This is a genomic window from Vibrio sp. 10N.239.311.G01, assembly GCF_041465805.1.
GTDB lineage: Bacteria > Pseudomonadota > Gammaproteobacteria > Enterobacterales > Vibrionaceae > Vibrio > Vibrio crassostreae_C.
In genome coordinates, this window is the sequence record NZ_JBFSRM010000005.1 from 145,577 (window position 1) to 163,433 (window position 17,857).

Annotated in this window: 19 protein-coding genes; all 19 read right to left on the reverse strand. The window is 46.2% G+C overall.

The annotated features are described in order from the left end of the window. Nucleotides 1-6 precede the first annotated feature (6 nt). The 19 genes from fliR to AB6D06_RS05955 all read right to left on the reverse strand — a co-directional run bounded on the left by fliR (nucleotide 7) and on the right by AB6D06_RS05955 (nucleotide 17,855). The gene (gene fliR, locus AB6D06_RS05865; protein ID WP_017060672.1) at nucleotides 7-789 is read right to left on the reverse strand and encodes a flagellar biosynthetic protein FliR; all 783 of its coding nucleotides are present in this window, start codon (nucleotides 787-789) and stop codon (nucleotides 7-9) included. A 6-nt stretch (nucleotides 790-795) separates the two neighbouring features. After that, nucleotides 796-1,065: a flagellar biosynthesis protein FliQ gene (gene fliQ, locus AB6D06_RS05870; RefSeq protein WP_029235191.1), complete on the reverse strand. Its 270-nt coding sequence runs from the start codon at nucleotides 1,063-1,065 to the stop codon at nucleotides 796-798. An 11-nt stretch (nucleotides 1,066-1,076) separates the two neighbouring features. Continuing rightward, a complete protein-coding gene (fliP, locus tag AB6D06_RS05875; RefSeq protein ID WP_017068982.1) occupies nucleotides 1,077-2,006 on the reverse strand; it encodes a flagellar type III secretion system pore protein FliP in 930 nt (309 codons plus the stop codon). After that, a complete protein-coding gene (gene fliO / locus AB6D06_RS05880; protein ID WP_017060675.1) occupies nucleotides 1,993-2,433 on the reverse strand; it encodes a flagellar biosynthetic protein FliO in 441 nt (146 codons plus the stop codon). Before fliO ends, fliP begins: the two co-directional genes overlap by 14 nt. After that, nucleotides 2,433-2,843, reverse strand: coding sequence for a flagellar motor switch protein FliN (fliN, locus tag AB6D06_RS05885; protein ID WP_004736208.1), 411 nt, complete (start codon nucleotides 2,841-2,843; stop codon nucleotides 2,433-2,435). The genes fliO and fliN overlap by 1 nt, the downstream gene beginning before the upstream one ends. A 29-nt stretch (nucleotides 2,844-2,872) precedes the next feature. Further along, entirely contained in the window at nucleotides 2,873-3,916 is a 1,044-nt protein-coding gene (gene fliM / locus AB6D06_RS05890) for a flagellar motor switch protein FliM (protein ID WP_017066374.1), read from the reverse strand. A 7-nt stretch (nucleotides 3,917-3,923) separates the two neighbouring features. Then, nucleotides 3,924-4,412 carry a flagellar basal body-associated protein FliL gene (gene fliL, locus AB6D06_RS05895; protein ID WP_017060677.1) on the reverse strand — a complete coding sequence of 163 codons (489 nt, stop codon included), beginning with the start codon at nucleotides 4,410-4,412 and terminating at the stop codon, nucleotides 3,924-3,926. Between the two features lie 90 nt (nucleotides 4,413-4,502). Continuing rightward, nucleotides 4,503-6,623, reverse strand: a complete 2,121-nt coding sequence (locus tag AB6D06_RS05900) for a flagellar hook-length control protein FliK (RefSeq protein WP_372110031.1) — start codon at nucleotides 6,621-6,623, stop codon at nucleotides 4,503-4,505. Between the two features lie 182 nt (nucleotides 6,624-6,805). Continuing rightward, nucleotides 6,806-7,243 carry a flagellar export protein FliJ gene (fliJ, locus tag AB6D06_RS05905; protein WP_017060679.1) on the reverse strand — a complete coding sequence of 146 codons (438 nt, stop codon included), beginning with the start codon at nucleotides 7,241-7,243 and terminating at the stop codon, nucleotides 6,806-6,808. Between the two features lie 19 nt (nucleotides 7,244-7,262). Further along, on the reverse strand, nucleotides 7,263-8,582 hold the full coding sequence (gene fliI / locus AB6D06_RS05910; RefSeq protein ID WP_372110032.1) for a flagellar protein export ATPase FliI: 1,320 nt from the start codon (nucleotides 8,580-8,582) through the stop codon (nucleotides 7,263-7,265). Continuing rightward, nucleotides 8,582-9,382, reverse strand: a complete 801-nt coding sequence (gene fliH / locus AB6D06_RS05915; RefSeq protein WP_017060681.1) for a flagellar assembly protein FliH — start codon at nucleotides 9,380-9,382, stop codon at nucleotides 8,582-8,584. The genes fliI and fliH overlap by 1 nt, the downstream gene beginning before the upstream one ends. Nucleotides 9,383-9,506: 124 nt before the next feature. Continuing rightward, entirely contained in the window at nucleotides 9,507-10,568 is a 1,062-nt protein-coding gene (fliG, locus tag AB6D06_RS05920; RefSeq protein WP_017060682.1) for a flagellar motor switch protein FliG, read from the reverse strand. Beyond that, nucleotides 10,561-12,303 (reverse strand): flagellar basal-body MS-ring/collar protein FliF, encoded by a 1,743-nt coding sequence (gene fliF, locus AB6D06_RS05925; protein WP_017060683.1) that lies wholly within the window; start codon nucleotides 12,301-12,303, stop codon nucleotides 10,561-10,563. The genes fliG and fliF overlap by 8 nt, the downstream gene beginning before the upstream one ends. A gap of 16 nt (nucleotides 12,304-12,319) precedes the next feature. Then, nucleotides 12,320-12,631: a flagellar hook-basal body complex protein FliE gene (fliE, locus tag AB6D06_RS05930; protein ID WP_017060684.1), complete on the reverse strand. Its 312-nt coding sequence runs from the start codon at nucleotides 12,629-12,631 to the stop codon at nucleotides 12,320-12,322. A 132-nt stretch (nucleotides 12,632-12,763) separates the two neighbouring features. Next, nucleotides 12,764-14,173 carry a sigma-54 dependent transcriptional regulator gene (locus AB6D06_RS05935; protein ID WP_017064121.1) on the reverse strand — a complete coding sequence of 470 codons (1,410 nt, stop codon included), beginning with the start codon at nucleotides 14,171-14,173 and terminating at the stop codon, nucleotides 12,764-12,766. A 33-nt stretch (nucleotides 14,174-14,206) separates the two neighbouring features. Continuing rightward, complete coding sequence (locus AB6D06_RS05940) at nucleotides 14,207-15,247, reverse strand: PAS domain-containing sensor histidine kinase (protein WP_017066378.1); 1,041 nt, start codon at nucleotides 15,245-15,247, stop codon at nucleotides 14,207-14,209. A gap of 184 nt (nucleotides 15,248-15,431) precedes the next feature. Beyond that, nucleotides 15,432-16,898, reverse strand: coding sequence for a sigma-54 dependent transcriptional regulator (locus AB6D06_RS05945; RefSeq protein WP_017064122.1), 1,467 nt, complete (start codon nucleotides 16,896-16,898; stop codon nucleotides 15,432-15,434). 228 nt (nucleotides 16,899-17,126) lie between these two features. Then, nucleotides 17,127-17,537, reverse strand: coding sequence for a flagellar export chaperone FliS (gene fliS / locus AB6D06_RS05950; protein ID WP_004736194.1), 411 nt, complete (start codon nucleotides 17,535-17,537; stop codon nucleotides 17,127-17,129). Nucleotides 17,538-17,549: 12 nt separating this feature from the next. Next, nucleotides 17,550-17,855 (reverse strand): flagellar protein FliT, encoded by a 306-nt coding sequence (locus AB6D06_RS05955; RefSeq protein WP_017060688.1) that lies wholly within the window; start codon nucleotides 17,853-17,855, stop codon nucleotides 17,550-17,552. Between the last annotated feature and the right edge of the window lie 2 nt (nucleotides 17,856-17,857).

The following is a 17,857-nucleotide window of genomic DNA, read 5'->3' on the forward strand; positions in this document are numbered from 1 at the left end:
AGTCTCCTAGCAATCTAACCGGATTAGACGACATATCTGTTGTTCGCCCTGCATCCAGAATAGCTCATAGTGACTATACAAGCCGCCAAGGATGTACCAACAAAGTAACAGACCCACGAGTAGCGCAAATGCAAAACCCAAAGAAAAGATGTTTAATTGAGGTGCCGCACGCGTCATTACACCAAAAGAAAGGTTAATCGTTAGCAGCGCAATAATCCCCGACAATGACATCGCTAATGCCGTTTTGAACATGATGCCGAGCCACAACGCGAGCTCTCGAAAATCCACAGAGGTTAGAGAGCCACTGCCAATCGGCAAGGTCTTAAAACTAAACACCACCAGCTGCAGCATTTTCAAGTGACCATCGGTCGCCAAAAAAAACATGGTCGCTAGCAGCATGAACAGCTGACCAAGTACCGGCGTGTTTTGCCCGTTAGCCGGGTCGACCATTGATGCAAAACCCAAGCTCGATTGCATACCGAGGATCTGACCCAGCATAACAAAGGTTTGAATCATGAACTGGGTAACAAAACCCATGGCCACGCCAATCACAATTTGCTCGAAGACAGTCAGGAAGCCTTGAAAGGACAGAAGTTCAATCTCTTTGGGAACGGCCGGAATCGCAGGCATCACCGCAAAAGTGATCGCCAAGCCTAAATACAGACGAATACGCGGCGACACGAAGCGTGCCCCTGTTACCGTCATCACCATCAGCATCGCTGAGATGCGAGTGTATGGCCAAAAATAATTGGCTAACCACTCTAGTACAAGGCTCGTTGGGTATTCCATATCGGTTTAATACAGAACTTGCGGCAAGCGTTCGATGAGCTCAAAAAAGAACTCCATCATCATCTGGGTCATCCAGTGTGCGAATAGCATCAACGCCAACAAAGTTACGATCAAACGCGGCAGGAAACTCAGGGTTTGTTCGTTGATTGAGGTCGCAGCTTGGAAAACAGCCACAACCAAACCGATCAGCAGGCTAGGAATAATGATGGCGCAAACCATGATTAATACCATCCAAAGGGCATCTCGGAACAACTCTACGAATATTTCAGGATTCATTATTCCCCCAGCTACAAGGCAAAACTGCCGGCGAGTGTGGAGAGTATCAAGTTCCAGCCATCAACAAGAACAAACAGCATCAACTTAAACGGCAGCGATACAATCATCGGTGACAACATCATCATACCCATAGCCATCAATACCGATGCCACCACCAAGTCGATGATTAGGAAAGGCAAGAACAGCATAAATCCGATTTGGAAAGCCGTTTTTAATTCCGATGTGATAAATGCTGGAATCAGAACCGCCATCGAAACATCTTCAGGGTTAGTCACTTCCGCGCCAGAAATCTCAACAAAGGTTTCAAGATCTTTGATTCGAGTCTGCTTGAGCATGAAGGATTTAATCGGTTTTTGGGCAACATCAAATGCCTGTCGTGCCGATATCTGTTCATTAAGATAAGGCTGAACTGCTTGTTCGTTAACTTGATTAATCACTGGCGACATGATGAAGAAGGTCAAGAATATCGCGATACCAATAATGACTTGGTTAGACGGTGTTTGTTGTAGACCCATCGCCTGACGCAAGATAGACATCACAACCACAATACGAGTGAACGATGTCATCAAAATCACCATCGCCGGCAAGAAGCCAAGCATGGTCATTAACGCGAGAATTTGCAGGTTAATCGAGTAGTCTTCACCGCCATTGGCATTGGTTGTCATGGTAAAGGCAGGTATGCCGCCACCATTGCCAGTCAAGCTGCCCGTGGTCATGGTTGTCGATTTGGCTTGGTCTTGTTCCATCGTGCTGATAGTGACCGATTCCGAGCCAGCGGTATTCGCAGGAATGACGGTGCCGTCTTCAGCTTGTGCAAATACCGACACACTGAATACGATTGAGCATAGGAGAATAAGCTGAACCAACCACACTTTCACCGTTCGGAAAGCTCCGGCTTGGTGAAAGTAAGAGGAGTTCAAAAGTCCGTTACTTGTTTGCATCTTTTTTTATTAGCTGGGAAAGCTGACTTGAAAATGTACTTTTTTCCAGCATCTCCTGAGTAAGAGGTTTATCGAGCTTAGAGATCAGCTGAATCGATTGTGTGGTAATCCCTACCAAGAACTGTTCATCACCCGCTTGCACAATAGCGATACGCTCTTTAGTACCAACAGGGATTTGCCTAACAATCGCCAAACCTTGTTGATTCGACATCGCAGGTACTTGCATTCGCTTGAGTAGCCAAGCAATAAATAAAATGAAGGCTATAACGAAAATTAGCGACCCAAAGGTGGTCGCTAAATCGAGAGAAGGCGGTGTTGCTGCAAAGGCAATGGAAGGAGCCGTTAATAGCCCTACTCCCAAGATTCCTCGTAACAAACCTGTCATTCCGAGAAAAGAGCCCGCAAGTCTTTGAGACAAAAAGCTCATTAACGCAGCTTCTTAATTCGTTCTGTCTGGCTAATAACGTCAGTCAAACGAATACCAAACTTGTCGTTTACTACAACCACTTCACCGTGAGCAATCAGAGTTCCGTTGACCATCACGTCTAGTGACTCACCAGCGATTCGATCTAGCTCAACAACCGAACCTTGGTTCAACTGAAGTAAATTACGGATACTGATCTGAGAGCGGCCAACTTCCATCGAAATAGTCACGGGGATATCCATAATGGTATCCAGCTTACGACGCTCATCTTCAGAAATCGGAGATGATGAATCGGTTAGCTCATCAAGTGGTGCCGCAAGCACATCATCAACATCAATTGACGGCGCTAAAGGATCTTCACCAAGTGCTGCAGCCCATTCGTCTGCTAGCTTTTGATCTTCACTAGGTTCCATTACCAATTCCTATACTTTTATCTATTTTACTATTCGTCATCATCACTGTTTTCGAGCTCAGACAATAAGTCTTTACCTAGAAAAGCGAGATCAGTTTTAACCACATGTGGTCTTTGAATTTTTTCCGAAATCTGTACTGCAAGCTTCTCACCAGAACGGCCCATTTTCACACGATAAGTCGGCAGTTCTTCGACAAACATGGTTGCGTGCTCAGGCATGTTCATTGGGATAACATCACCAGGGCGCAGCTCCATCAGATCACGAAGGGAAATATCTTGCTCTAGCAAATTCACGCGGAAATTGACGGGCACATCCATGATCTCATCACGCAGTGCGGTACTCCAACGAACATCGGTTTCCATCTTGTCTGATTGAACACCCGCATCAAGCAGTTCACGGATCGGCTCAACCATGGAGTAAGGCATGACAACGTGGAAGTCACCACCACCGCCATCCACTTCAATGTGGAACGAACTCACAACAATCACTTCGGTTGGGCTCACAATGTTCGCCATACTTGGGTTCACTTCGGAATCCAAGTATTCAAACTCAACCCCCATCACTGGCGACCAAGCTTCTTTGTAATCTTCAAAAACAATTTTCAGCAGTAACTGAATGATTCGTCTTTCAGTAGGCGTGAATTCACGACCTTCAATCTTGGCGTGGAAACGACCATCACCGCCAAAAAAGTTCTCTACGAGAATGAAAACCAGACGAGCTTCCATGGTGATGAGTGCCGTACCTTTCAATGGACGGAAACGAACCATGTTTAAACTGGTGGGTACATACAATGTGTTTTGGTACTCACCAAACTTCATCATCTGTACGCCGTTGATCGACACTTCAGCCGTTTTACGTAACATATTAAACAAGCTGATACGCATATGACGTGCGAAGCGCTCGTTAATAAGTTCAAGGGTCGGCATTCGACCACGGACGATTCGATCTTGAGATGAGAAGTCGAAATTGACCGCATTGTCATTTTCGGTTTCTAAGACATCTTCAACTTCTTCAACATCATCAACGCCATGTAACAGCGCATCAATTTCGTCTTGGCTTAATAAATCGGTCACAAATTACCTATTGAATTACGAAGTCAGTGAATAACACTTTTTCAATCACAGGCTGGCCAACAGCTTGAGCCAGGCTTGCTTTAATATCTTCTGTTGCCTTATTACGCAGTTCCACGCGGCCTGTTGGTGAGCGCAATTGATCAACCGTTGCCGAAGCGAACGTGGCCAGTAGCGTACTTTCTACAAGTGGAGAGTGGTAACGAGCCAGGTCTTCATTCTTACTGCCACGTACCATGAGCTGTGCTTTTATCTGAACTAGGCGATCTTTTTTGTCACCTGTCACATTAAACAAGAAGGGCTGAGGAATATTAACATACATAACCGGCTCTGCAGCGACCACAGCCGTTGCTGGCTGAGACTGAGATTCAGAGGCGCTATCGTCAGAACCTAAGAAAAAGTACAGCGCACCACCTATACCAAGCAGTAACACAACTACGGCAATAATAATTATAAGGAGCTTGCTCTTCCCTTTAGGTGCATCTTGTTCTTCGGCCATATCTTACTCTAACTTCCTGTTCTTGCGATTAACTGATGGTTCTTTTTATTAACTGTTTTTTTCTATTAACCAAGCGTTCTTAGCCTGATATTAGGCATAATAACTAATTCCATCACGCTTTGATGCGACATTCAATTCAAGATTGCTGCCACTATCAAGGTTTTCATCACCTTGCGTATCATTTGTGCGGTTAGCGCCGGATTGTTGCTCACCATTGTTGTATCTATCTTGTCCCTGACCGGAGTTCTGTTGTTGAACAGACGAATCGGCAAGCTGCAGACCTTGCTGAGCAAGCATCTCTCTCAAGCGAGGTAAGGTTTGTTCAATCACATCTCTCGCTTGCTGATTACTCACCGTAAAGTGCACGTTTGCCACGTCATTATTCATGGTCATGCGGATTTTCATTTGGCCCAATTCTGGTGGGTCGAGACGAATGTCCAAGTTCTTAAGGTTCTTAGACATCATCATTTGTACTTTTTCAGCCACTTGCTCATTGGCTAGCTCTTTGGTGAGCTGTAAGGGCGCTTGTTGAGCAGCTTGAATTTCAGCTCGCGTAGGTGCTGAACCCACCGTTGCCGTACCTTGTGCACCAGCCGCAGAAGCGATCTGCTGAGCAAAGGTCGAATCTTTAGAATCTTCTTTAGCACCCGCTTTACCCAAACCAGACAGTGCTGCTGCACCGGCGCCCGCTTTAAGAAGCGTATCAGTCGAGCCTGCTTTTGTGGCAGCTGGCGTTGCATTCATCGCCATTCCTTGCGCGGTTAAAGCTGGATCCAACGTTGCTTGCTGCTGAGGTGAAGCCACATTAGCTTGTTGAGCTGCGGCCTGTTGGGCTGCATGTGCATTATTGGCGTGCAGCATTGCCGCCTTGTCCGTAAGAGCATTGTTTGCTGATTGAGAAGCGGCCTGCGCTGACACTTGTTGTGTAGCCGTCGCTACAGCTGCTGTTGATGCTGCCGCAGCTAAGGCTTTAGTTTCGCTTGAATCCGTATTATCCCAATCGATAGCAGTGGGTTCACCAGACGCACTGTTCGCAGCCGGAGCTTGACTTAGCAAAGCTGTTACTTGTTGTTGAACGTTAGCGAGCTGTTGATTCAACAGGTCTAGGTTAGAGGTCGCTTTAGCCAAAGCGGCTTGCTCATCAACCGTCAACTTAGCGCCACTTTGTTGCTTATCAAGCAAGCTATCGACAACAGACTGCTCTGATTCGATTTGTCCATTCAATTGGTTTAGCGCTTTGGTATGGGCATCTACTTGCTTTGCCAGTTCAATATCCACGGCTGACAATGCTTGGCTCTGCTCGGCAGCAACCGCACTAGCTGCATTCTTTTGGCTCAGCTCTCGGCTCATACTGGCTTCAATTTGTTCTGGAGTGACGCCTTTATCCATCAACTGTCGAATTTCAGTATCAGTTAGCTGAGAAACACCCTTACCTCCGGTAAGTACAGCGATTTCAGAATCGACTTCAAGGCTCTTCTCCTGATTTGCAGCCTTAGCTTGTTGTGTCGCCTTATCCGTAACGGAAACTCCTGCAACAGAAGCACCGGTGATATTACCTTGGGCTTGTTCTACCTGACCTTGCTGAGGCAAGCCTTTGCCGTTTGGCGCTTGATTTAGGGTTTTGTTTGCCTCATCCAATTGACCAAGCAATTTATTGCCTTCGCTCATCGCTGCATTGGCTTGCGATGCCTGCGTAGCACCATCTACCGCTGATGGACCCTGAGTTTGGGATTGAGCAATATGTTCTTTAGATTCGTTAGTCGTATCCTGCGCATCTTTACCATCTGCAACAGTCTTATCAGCGACAGTGCTATCAGTGCCCGAATTGGCTTTGAGCTGAGCCTCAGATCCAGACGCAGCCTCTGCTGATGTTTTATCAGCAGCTTTCTCGCCTTCTACTTCTGAAGCTGCTTGCTTGCTTTGCGCTTCGCTCACTTCGTCAGTAGCCTTTGATTCAGCGGAATCACCTTTGTTCGCTTCGGCTGACGCTTCACCTTCGGTAGATGTCTGTTTAGTATCAGGTTTCGCAGTGCTTTCTGTGTCTTTTGCTGCGACTTTACTGTCACTTTCTTCAAAGCCGAGCGCTTCTTTAAAGGACTCAAAGAAACCTTTAGAGTCGCCGGTTTCTTCTACCTTGGAAGAGGCAGAACCGGTGTCCAACAACGATGACATTTTGTTGGTCGCTGAATTTGAGGAAAGACTAACATTCATATATACAAGCTCTATCTACTAGCTTTGCTGCCATGAATCAGGCAACAAAAAGAAAGTCGGATGCTTTTCATGCCTTTGGTGGGCATAACGCGCAATTTTATATAAAACGGAGCAAGAAACATGCCTATAAGTTCGGTTTTCACAATATAGAGAACAGCACTGACGTCATTCGTGGCTTAGGATCACATCTTCTTTCGGCTGTATAACAGAGTCGAAAACTCATCCATTTGCTTTTGTTCTCTTCGATCTTGCAGCTTTGCTTTCTCTTTCTGCTTTTTCTCCATCAACCACTCGTAGGATTTACGTTTTTTGCGTAACTCCATCCAGTAGCTTTGGCAGTTGTCGACTTGATTTTTAAAGTGGTGCTCGGCTTCTCTCTGTTTGGATAATGTTTCATCCAACTGAGTTAAGAAGCGGTTCAAGTGACCATATTGGCTCGCCGTTAAGCCTGCCTTGCCGCGGTCAACGAGCTGCTGACAGTAATCCAGTCGATACTTTTCAATCTGCGCAACCTGCTCATAGTAGCCTTGCAGCTCAGAGTTCGCTTTGTTGAGCGCAAGTACCGCTTGGTTCTCTTGATCTTTGGCTTGATCGAGCAAAAATTCTAATGCGTTATCCATGACTAACCTTATTCACCCGTTAGCCACCCAATACATGTTTCAACATGTTGACGCACATGTCGTATGGGACGGTCTCTTTCATCTTCTGCTGCAAGTACTCATCCAGTTTTGGTTTCAACGTGAAGGCACTATCGATTGCTGGATCCGTTCCTGGCTTGTAAGCACCAATCGACACCAAATCTTGGTTTTTACGGCAGATAGACAGCACTTGCCTTACCGCTTTCGACATCAAGACATGTTCTTCAGTGGTGATTTGCGGCATAACACGACTGACGGATTTCTCAACGTCAATCGCTGGGTAGTGACCGGCATCGGCCATCTCACGAGATAACACAACGTGACCATCGAGAATTGCTCGCGACGCATCCGCAATCGGATCTTGTAAGTCATCGCCTTCGGTTAACACGGTAAAGAAAGCCGTGATAGAACCTTGTTCATCATTGCCGTTACCTGCTCGTTCCACCAGCGCAGGAAGCTTAGCGAAGACTGATGGCGGATAGCCCTTGGTTGCTGGCGGCTCACCCACAGACAGAGCAATTTCACGCTGAGCTTGAGCAAAACGGGTCAATGAATCAATGAGTAGCAGAACATCTAAGCCTTGGTCGCGGAAGTACTCGGCGACAGCCAACGCGGTTTGACAGCCTTTTAAGCGCATCAATGGTGATGAGTCGGCAGGAGCGGCAACAACAACCGAACGCTTACGGCCATCTTCACCAAGAATCTCTTCAATAAATTCTTTAACTTCTCGTCCACGCTCACCGATTAGGCCTACGACCACTACTTGCGCAGTTGTGCCTCGAGTCATCATGCCCAGAGTTACGGATTTACCGACACCAGAGCCAGCAAACAGACCGATACGTTGCCCTTTACCCACGGTTAGCAAACCATTAATGGCTTTCAAGCCGACATCGAGTGGTTCAGAAATCGGTTTACGAGCTAACGGGTTGATTGGCTCCGCATTAAATGAAGCGCGTTGCTCTGTATAGATTGGACCTAAACCGTCGAGTGGATTACCTACGCCGTCGATCACTCGACCGAGCAGTTCCATTCCAACAGGGATACCACTTTCGGTAGTCATTGGCGTGACGCGAGCGCCAGGTAAGATCCCGGTGATTTGCTCACTCGGCATCAAAAAGAGGTTATCGCCAGAGAAACCGACGACTTCGGCTTCCATCTGACCAGACATAGTTTCGACTAAACACAAACTTCCGATTGGCGCTTTACAGCCGGTCGCTTCAAGCGTTAAGCCAACAACGCGTACTAACTTACCTGAGGCAATCGGTCGTGATTTTAACCCTTCGACTTTGTACTGACTGAGACGGTTCGCTAACTCAAGCATTACTCATGACCCTGGTGACGGTTTGCGCCGCAGAAGTTTTGAATGACGTTCTTTACGCGATCTTCCATACGGTAGTTAACGCTCGACTCACCCGCTTCAATTTGTACATCACCACGGTTGAGTGCTGGCTCTGCGACCAGCGTCCAATTACGGCAGTCCAATTCAGTCTCGCCATACGCAGAGCGAATGATCGCCACATCTTCCGGATTGAGTTTCAATGTGATTGCGTGACCAGAAATCGGCAACGACTCTACCGATTCTTTAACGGTATCTAATATGATTTGTGGGTTGGTTTGCACTTCAACATGAACCACTTCTTTGACCATGGTAAGCACCATGTCGACCAATTGCTTCTCCACCTGAGCGTTCATCAACTCTAATGGTTGAGCGAACTGGTTTGCCAGCCCCATGAAGACGGCCACCTGCTGTTGAATGTACTCTTGACCCGCGGTTACGCCTTCAAGCTTGCCGGCTTCGTTGCCTTCTTCGTGACCGGCAGCAAAACCTTCTTCTTTGCCTTTTTCATAGCCTTGCTTAAAGCCCGCCTCTTGGCCTTGATGCAGCCCTTCCTGATAAGCGCCTTGTTTAATCAGCTCGATTTGCTCTTCAGTCAGAACCAGCTCTTCATCTTCAATGGCTTCTTCAACCGTTGGCATCCAACTAGGGTCGTAGTTAAAAGCGGTTTCTTTGGCTTGTTTGCTCACGTCAGAGGTGTAGTCAGGCAGCCCCCATTTCTGAGGTTGGGCAACCGTATTATCTTCTTCAGGGCGAAGGAAGCCGCGTTTTCTATCACCTGACATATCAGTACCTATCTATGAGTGGCTTAACTGTATTGTGAATTCAAGCAGTTAAACTGAGTTAATCTGTGGTTCGAGATTGGATAAAGAAAAGCCCCAACAGTGTGGGGCTTTTGAGATTTCTGTATTAAAGGAACTCGTCGGCGCCACCAGACAGCATAATTTCGCCACTGTCTGCCATCTTCCTCGCGATACCCAAAATCTCTTTCTGAGCCGCTTCAACATCAGAGACTTTGACTGGCGGCATCGCCTCAATATCGTCTCTCATCATATCGGCAGCACGTTTAGACATGTTCTTGAAGATCTTCTCACGTAGACCTTCATCTGCACCTTTAAGTGCTTTCTGTAGAATATCTTGTGGAACATCACGTAGTAGTCGTTGAACACCTTGGTCATCAACTTCAATAAGGTTTTCAAAGACAAACATCAGATCTTGAATCTGTGTTGCCATGTCTTCGTCTTGGTCACGGATTTGATCCATCAAGACGCCTTCCACGTTGTTATCCATGTAGTTCATGATCTCAGCCGCGGCTTTCAGGCCACCAATTTTGGCAGCTTGAGCACCCGCTTGACCCGCGAACTGTTTCTCCATGATTTCATTCAGTTCAGCAAGCGCCGAAGGTTGAACTTCTTCAAGGTTGGCAATACGCATCATCAGATCCAGACGAACTCGCTCTGGGAACTGAGACAGGATCTCAGCCGATTGATCGGCATCGAGGTACGACAACACAATAGTTTGAATTTGAGGGTGCTCGTTGATGATAATGCTCGCCACCTGACGAGGATCCATCCACTTAAGCGAATCCAAACCTTTCGAACCTGTGCCGAGAAGGATTTGGTCAACAAGGTTATTCGCCTTGTCTTCACCCAGAGCAGCAACTAACGCATTACGCATGAAGTCTTCGCTGCCCATACCAATGTTGGTGTACTTCTGAATATCATCTAAGAAAGCACGGTGCACAGCGCCTACTTTCTCTTGGGATAGGTCTGTAGCTCGCGCCATCGCACTACCCACACGCTGAACCTGCTTTGGCTCTAGGTGACGAATAATACCAGCAGCATCTTCTTCATTTAAACTGAGCAACAAGATCGCAGCGCGCTCATCGCCTGAGATAGAGCCGATATCCACGCTAGAGACATCAAGCACTTCACCGCCTTCAGTTTGTTGTGGAACTATTTCGTTAGCCATCTACCATCCAATTCTTAACTACTTGAGCTGCTAGCTCTGGTTCATTCGCTACAAGTGCACGTACTGCTTTCAGCACGTCCTCGTCTTTATGAAGGTTTGGTAAGTCGATACTTGAACCAAATTCAAACAACTCACCACCTTCAATATCACCACCAATTAAGCTGGTTTCGCCGTCGGCACCAATTGGCATGCCATCAGGTCCGTACATCTGTTCATCGTTGTCTGCTGCTGGGTTAAGCAGTTTCTTCATTGCAGGGCGAACAAGTACCAACACCACCACAATGATAACCAAGGCACTTGCAAACCAACGAACCCAATCATTGAAGTTTGGATGCTCCCAGATTGGCACATCAGCAACAACATCTGTTACTTGAGGTGCAAACTGCATGCTTAATACGTTGAGCAAATCACCACGAGTTTCATCAAAGCCCACCGTACCAATCAGTACTTGGCGAATCGCATTGATTTCGCTCGCCGGGATTGGCGTATGAACCACTTCACCCGTATCTGGGTTCAAGGATTGGCGGTCTTTGATCGCAACAGAAACCGTCTGACGATTAACCGTGCCGCTCTGTTTACGTTCATGACTGATGGTGGTGTCTAGCTCAAAGTTTCGAGTCGCTTCTTTGTGAACAGAGCCTTGACCTGTCATCGCGCCGTCTTTCATCTGAGCCACATCTTGTGGAATTGAGGCATCCGCTGGAGGCTGGTTACTCAACGCACCCGGAATACCCGCCACCGTATTTCCATTGTTGTAATCTTCTAAGGTGTATTCACTTCGAGTCGCCGGTGTATTCGGATCAAAACGTTTTCTGGTTTGCTCCACAGCACTGAAATCGAGCTGGATATCAACCTGAGCGGTGTAGTTACCAAACCCAAGAATAGGAATCAGGATGGAGTCAATTTTTTCACGCAGCGCTTGTTCTTGATTGCGCTCTAACTCGTGTTCTTTACGACGCGCCGCTGACATAGGGTCTTGAGAGCCTGAGCTCAACAATCGGCCATGCTGATCGGTCACCGTAATACGTGAGGTTTTCATTCCCGGAACGGCACTTGCCACCATATCCACAACAGAATCAACTTCTTGCTGCTTGAGGTTAGTACCTGTTTTTAGAGTTAGGAATACAGAAGCAGAGGCTTCTTGATTATGACGTACAAAAACACTCTGCTTCGGCAGGGCCAATAAAACCTGAGCTTTACGCACCTGTTTCATCTGCTCAATGGCTTTGGCAAGTTGTCTTTCGCGGCTTAATTTAAGGCGTTCTTGTTCTAAACGTTGTGATACACCAAAACCCATGTCTTGCATGAGGATGTCATCACCCGCGTTTCGCTCTTGATTCAAACCCGCTCGTACCATATTAAGCTTTAATGAGTTGTACTCACTCGCCGGTACTGAGATGGTATTGCCTTCAAGCGTGTAATCGATCTTTTGCAGATCTAAGTAATCAAGAACGGGGATCAATTCTTCTGTTTCGTAAGCCCCTAATGGACGCATTTCTGGCTCTTTTACCCAGAAAAACAGCATCACAATCAGCGCTACACAGATAGAGATAGAAAGGACTAAGACGACCTGACGAAGTAAATCAAGATCACCGACAGCCATATCGAACTTCGATGAACTGCGTTCACCTAGATCGGGATTTTGCCCTTCTCCGTCTAGCTCAGAGCCTGCAATCAGTGCGTGGTCGTTGCTATCGCTTACGGTTAAATCTGTTGTTTGACTATTATCTGCCACTATTTAACTACCCAACTTATACCGGCATATTCATCAGCTCTTTGTACGATTCGACCAATTTATTTCTAATTTGGATCGTCGCCTCAAAAGCCACACTAGATTTATTACGAGCAATCATCACGTCCGATAGGGATACGCTTTGGTCACCACTATCAAAACGAGCTTGAAGATCACCTGAGGTCTTTTGTAATGAGTTCACATTATTGATGGCATTAGTCAGCATGTTGCCAAAATCTGCACCGACCGCTTGCCCCGTTGCTGCGGGACGCGCGCTGGCAGCTTCGACCATCATCGCCTGCATTTCGCCTTGTAAACCATCTATTCTCATCTACTACCTCAGGAGTCAAAATTATGACCATCTATTTAGCTATATTATTGACAGAGCAATTAGCGTGCCACACATTAAATTGACTAGATATCGTATTACACTAGTCAGAAAGCTGACACTACTAATCTATCCTCAGTTTGGGATATCTATTCCAGCATCGCGCATTTTAGCCAACTTGTAACGCAGTGTACGAGGGCTAATACCCAGTTTTTCAGCCATATCTTTGCGTCGACCATTACATGCAATCAGGGTTTCAAGAATGATCGCATACTCTTGATCTCTAAGCTCATTACCTAACCCTTCGCTGCTAGCCGCGATTTTATTGATTGGGTTTGCTTCGGCAATAGGCTTGATTTCTGGCGCAGCTACGTCAGTGCCTTCGACGATTTGTTGTAGGCTGCTTGCGTCTTGCCAATCGACACCTTCAAGAAGGATATGCTCACCAGAGATGTTCTCTTGTTCGCTCAATATTAACGCACGCTGTACCACATTGTCTAATTCGCGAACATTGCCCGGCCACGGATAATTGACGAGTTTACTGATCGCTTGCGCTGACATAACCGGTACAGGCATACCAAGTTTGGTGCAATGACGCTCAACTAAGTGCTTAGCTAAAGGCTCAATATCACCTTTTCGCTCACACAGTGGTGGCCAAGAAATTGGGAATACATTCAAACGATAGTATAAATCCTCACGGAAATTCCCTTCAGAAACATACTGTTTAAGGTCTCGGTTACTGGTCGCTAATACACGAACATCCAATTTGATGCTCTTACGACTACCTAATCGCTCAACTTCGCGCTCTTGCAAAACACGCAGTAGTTTGGCTTGTAGGCTAAGATCCATTTCACTGATCTCATCCAACAGAATTGTACCGCCCTGCGCTTGCTCGAATTTCCCCGGGCAAGCTTGAATAGCGCCAGTAAATGCGCCTTTTTCATAACCAAACAGGGTCGCTTCTAACATGTTGTCTGGGATCGCCGCGCAGTTAATCGCGACAAACGGGCCATCTTTTCGGCTAGAAGCATTGTGAATGTAGCGAGACATCACCTCTTTACCAGAACCACTCGGGCCCAACACCATGACGTTGGCATCGGTTTTCGCAACTTTATCAGCCAGCATCATTAGCTTGATACTTTTTTCATCAGCAACGATAGCGTCGCCGTTGTCATCCGACTTTACAGGCGCATAACGGCTGACCATGTTGAGCAGCACTTCTGGCGCAAATGGCTTTGCCATATAGTCGATAGCGCCCTCTTTCATTGCAGCAACGGCATCTTCGATGTTGGCGTACGCTGTCATTAGCAATACCGGCAAATTTGGCCAATGCTGCTTAATGTTTCTCAATAGTGCCAAGCCACCCATGCCCGCCATCTGCACGTCAGATACGACAATATCAACGGAGTTCGATTTTAATTTGACCAGAGCATCTTCCGCACAATCCGCTTCCAGCCATTCATAGCCAGCAAGCGCGAGTGTGTCGACAAGGGCTTCGCGTAGACCTTCATCATCTTCGACGATTAACACTTTGCTTTGAGCCATAGGATTCTCCAGTGTAAATTCAGTTAAAACTTATTAGTCTTCAGAAGAAGCACTTCTTTCAAGCGGTAGACACATGGTAAAGCATGCGCCGTCGCCTTCTTCTGATATCAATTCCAGTCGGCCTTCATGTGCTCGACATACCATTTGTACAACCGCTAAGCCTAGACCTGTACCTTGTGAACGAGTGGTAAAGAAGGGTTCCATTATTTTACCTTGAAGCTCTTTCGGTACGCCGGGGCCACTGTCTTGCACTGATATCTTAAGCTCGCCATTTACGGGCCTAAAAAACACATCGATCTGCGATTCCTTACCCGCAATTTGAACCGCGTTCAACACTAGGTTGCTTAACGCTGAGGCGATAGCATTGGCGTTGCCGAACATTTGAGTCTGTTCGCCCTCAACTTCTTGGCAATAATCAATCTGGTTAGTTTTCAATGCCGCTTCCACCATAGGGTGAAATTCAGTGATCAATTCAGCCACAGTAAATGGCTTAACGACTTTGTTGTCACCACCTTTGGCAAACAACAGCATGTCGTTCACTTGCTTCTCTAAGTCATGCAATCTATCCATAAGCTTAGATTGAAAACGCGTTTTTGTTGCCGGCGGCAGATTTGGCGCGGCAAGGTTTGATGCATACAGCATCGCACTTGAAAGCGGCGTTCGCACTTGATGGGCAAGCGAGGCCACCATTCTACCTAATGAAGACAAACGCTGAAGATCACTCACGCGAGACTGCAATAGTCGGGTCTCGGTCAGATCGGTAATCAAAATCAGCTGACCCGTGGTAGAGGCTGAAATCGCCAAACGCACTTTTCGCCCGTTCTTCAATGAGATCTCATGACCGTCATCGTCTTTTGGGTCAAAGGCACTTTGAATCACTGAAAACCACTTCTCGCCAACCAACTCAACACCAAGAATACGATGCGCTTCAGGGTTCGCTTCTCTCACTTCGCCGTGTGTATCTAACAAGATAACCCCTGCTGGCATCACGTCGAGTACTTGCTTATAGCGCTCAACCTGCTGTTCAACAGAATCTAGGTGTGATTGATTTTCTGGTTCGTTAGATACGCACATGTCAAAAATTTGCCTCAAATACTAAAACAGCCTGAGACGTACAACACGAGTCAGGCTATTTGCTATATTTATCACATAGTTAAGCAAGCAACAACTCGACTATGGTTTATCTGTTCACTTAGCTAGAGTTACCAAATAGCTAAAAAGTGTGTGCTAGTTTTTCGTTTTCATCGAAAACTGGACACTATCGCTGCAAGTTATATTTACGCATTTTTTCAACCAGAGTGGTTCTACGCATTCCAAGCATGTCAGCAGCACGAGCAACAATGCCGCCCTGCGCTTCCAACGCTTGATTGATCATATTCACTTCCATATCCGCGAGTAGCTCTTTCAAGTTAACCCCTTCTGGCGGTAACTCTTGAGGCGCATTAGCATTGTCGGCAATATCATCTTGCTGATCAAAACTGAAATCTTCTGAGAATAAGTCAGCAAGTGCATCACGCTCTTGCTCCTCTTCAGATCCAAAGCTATTAAACTCTGGCTGGAACTCAGGGATATCGCTGTATCGATATTTAGTTGGCAGGTGATTCACATCAACCAAGCTGTTTGGATACAAGATAACCATTCGTTCAACCAGGTTCGCTAGTTCACGAACGTTACCTGGCCAGTAATGCTCCATCAAAGAGTTGATAGCACGAGCCGTGAAACAGATAGGCATGCTGCCTTCCGCTTCCATTCGAGTCATCAGCTCTTGAAGCAACAGTGGAATATCTTCTTTACGATCTTGAAGCGCCGGCATTTCAATCGGGAATACATTTAAGCGGTAGTAAAGATCTTCACGGAACGAATCATCGTCGATCATATCTTCAAGGTTGCGGTGGGTTGCCGCAATCACTCTAACATCAGCTTGTATGGTGCTATTGCCACCTACACGCTCAAAGCATCGCTCTTGCAGTACTCGTAGCAGCTTAACTTGCATCGCCATCGGCATATCGCCAATTTCATCAAGAAACAGTGTGCCACCTTCAGCCAATTCAAAACGGCCTTTACGTGCGGTAATCGCCCCAGTAAATGCGCCCTTCTCATGACCAAACAGTTCACTTTCAAGCAAATCAGGTGGAATCGCGCCACAGTTTACAGGAACAAAAGGCCCTGAACGACGTTTAGAGTGATAGTGAATGTTACGCGCTACGACTTCTTTGCCTGTACCAGATTCACCAAGAATCAGCACGTTCGCTTCCGTAGAAGAGACTTGTTCAATTAAGTGACGTACTTCTTGAATGCCAGCACTTTGTCCTACTAGGCTGCGAAACAGGGTGTTCTTGCGTGCCGAAGACACAACTTGAACACCTTTGCGGCCTAAGAAGTCTTTACAGTGTCTTAATGCATCACTTAATTGCGGGTAGTTAAGAGGAAGTTCAAGCTCACCAACATAGTTAGTCAACTCGTCAACCGGGTGATTGTTTTTGCCAATCACCAGTAAAGGGATGTGATTGGCGTGAACAAGCTTCTCATTCAGTAATGCGTTGAAGCCTTTACCTTTAATGGTACCAATAATGCAGCCGGCCCACTGTAGTGACCAGTCAACTTTACGTGCTTGTTCAGAGCTGATTACTTCGCAGCTCTCTCCTACAAACTCTAATATTGTGCTTAAATTGTGACGATCTTGAGCGTTATCGTCGACGACAAGCAGTTTTGCCAAACCTTGCATAAGTAGGAATTATTGCCTTTATTTTGGTGCGATGCGGAAAAACGGTGAGCAACGTAGTCTATAAAACAGTGAGATGTATCAATGATTATGGTCTACGTGGACAAATTTAGGAAATCAGCAACGAAAAAAGCCATTAGGCTATCTAATGGCTTCTATTTTATTTGATTAAAAAAATAAGGCAACCAACCAATTAAGGGATATGAGATTGGTTAAAACTGCAATTTTTCTTTAAATACCTACGTCAGCGGACGTCAAGTTGTGATATTCGTTCGGAATTTGGTCCCAAGCGCTCTTAATTTCGCGAATAATATCGATAACATCATCAATAGGCTGTGGGTCATTTTTGTGATTTGCCGCAGAAATTTGCGTGATCATGAACTCATAAAGTTGATCTAGGTTTTTCGCAATATCGCCACCATCGTCCATAGATAGGCAACTACGTAGGCTAATAATGATATCTAGAGCCTTACCAAGTCGCTCACCTTTCACTGGGATGTTGCCTGCTTGCATTGCCGCTTTGCCTTGAATCAAACGCTCGATAGCACCGGCCATTAGCATTTGTACAATCTTATGCGGTGAGGCAGCCGTTAGCTGACTATCCACTGATACCTTTTTATATGCCTGTAAAGAACCGCGCATAGTAAACCTCTTCTATAAAAACTTTTTGTATTGTTGAACTGATTTAGCGCCGTGACGGTATTTATGTAGGGTCTTACCTACTCGACTCGTCTCAGACTGCATCAATTCGACTAATTTTCTGGTTCTGGTAATGGCTTCAAACCATTCAGAACTTTGCTTAACGTCGGGATGTGAGTCGATTATTTGAAGCACGTTTTGCAATAACTGTTCTCTGTTATCGACAAGCTGCGTTATTTCTTCAGCATTAATTTCACTAAATTCCAGTTTAGAGATAATTAGTTGATCGAGTTCACAAAGCTCTTGTAGCTGGCTATTCATCT

Bases quoted from the DNA above. Each gene is read 5' to 3' on its own strand.
- fliR (WP_017060672.1), bottom strand. From the start codon at position 789: ATGGAATACCCAACGAGCCTTGTACTAGAGTGGTTAGCCAATTATTTT.
- fliQ (WP_029235191.1), bottom strand. From the start codon at position 1,065: ATGAATCCTGAAATATTCGTAGAGTTGTTCCGAGATGCCCTTTGGATG.
- fliP (WP_017068982.1), bottom strand. From the start codon at position 2,006: ATGCAAACAAGTAACGGACTTTTGAACTCCTCTTACTTTCACCAAGCC.
- fliO (WP_017060675.1), bottom strand. From the start codon at position 2,433: ATGAGCTTTTTGTCTCAAAGACTTGCGGGCTCTTTTCTCGGAATGACA.
- fliN (WP_004736208.1), bottom strand. From the start codon at position 2,843: ATGGAACCTAGTGAAGATCAAAAGCTAGCAGACGAATGGGCTGCAGCA.
- fliL (WP_017060677.1), bottom strand. From the start codon at position 4,412: ATGGCCGAAGAACAAGATGCACCTAAAGGGAAGAGCAAGCTCCTTATA.
- AB6D06_RS05900 (WP_372110031.1), bottom strand. From the start codon at position 6,623: ATGAATGTTAGTCTTTCCTCAAATTCAGCGACCAACAAAATGTCATCG.
- fliJ (WP_017060679.1), bottom strand. From the start codon at position 7,243: ATGGATAACGCATTAGAATTTTTGCTCGATCAAGCCAAAGATCAAGAG.
- fliI (WP_372110032.1), bottom strand. From the start codon at position 8,582: ATGCTTGAGTTAGCGAACCGTCTCAGTCAGTACAAAGTCGAAGGGTTA.
- fliH (WP_017060681.1), bottom strand. From the start codon at position 9,382: ATGTCAGGTGATAGAAAACGCGGCTTCCTTCGCCCTGAAGAAGATAAT.
- fliG (WP_017060682.1), bottom strand. From the start codon at position 10,568: ATGGCTAACGAAATAGTTCCACAACAAACTGAAGGCGGTGAAGTGCTT.
- fliE (WP_017060684.1), bottom strand. From the start codon at position 12,631: ATGAGAATAGATGGTTTACAAGGCGAAATGCAGGCGATGATGGTCGAA.
- AB6D06_RS05935 (WP_017064121.1), bottom strand. From the start codon at position 14,173: ATGGCTCAAAGCAAAGTGTTAATCGTCGAAGATGATGAAGGTCTACGC.
- AB6D06_RS05940 (WP_017066378.1), bottom strand. From the start codon at position 15,247: ATGTGCGTATCTAACGAACCAGAAAATCAATCACACCTAGATTCTGTT.
- AB6D06_RS05945 (WP_017064122.1), bottom strand. From the start codon at position 16,898: ATGCAAGGTTTGGCAAAACTGCTTGTCGTCGACGATAACGCTCAAGAT.
- fliS (WP_004736194.1), bottom strand. From the start codon at position 17,537: ATGCGCGGTTCTTTACAGGCATATAAAAAGGTATCAGTGGATAGTCAG.
- AB6D06_RS05955 (WP_017060688.1), bottom strand. From the start codon at position 17,855: ATGAATAGCCAGCTACAAGAGCTTTGTGAACTCGATCAACTAATTATC.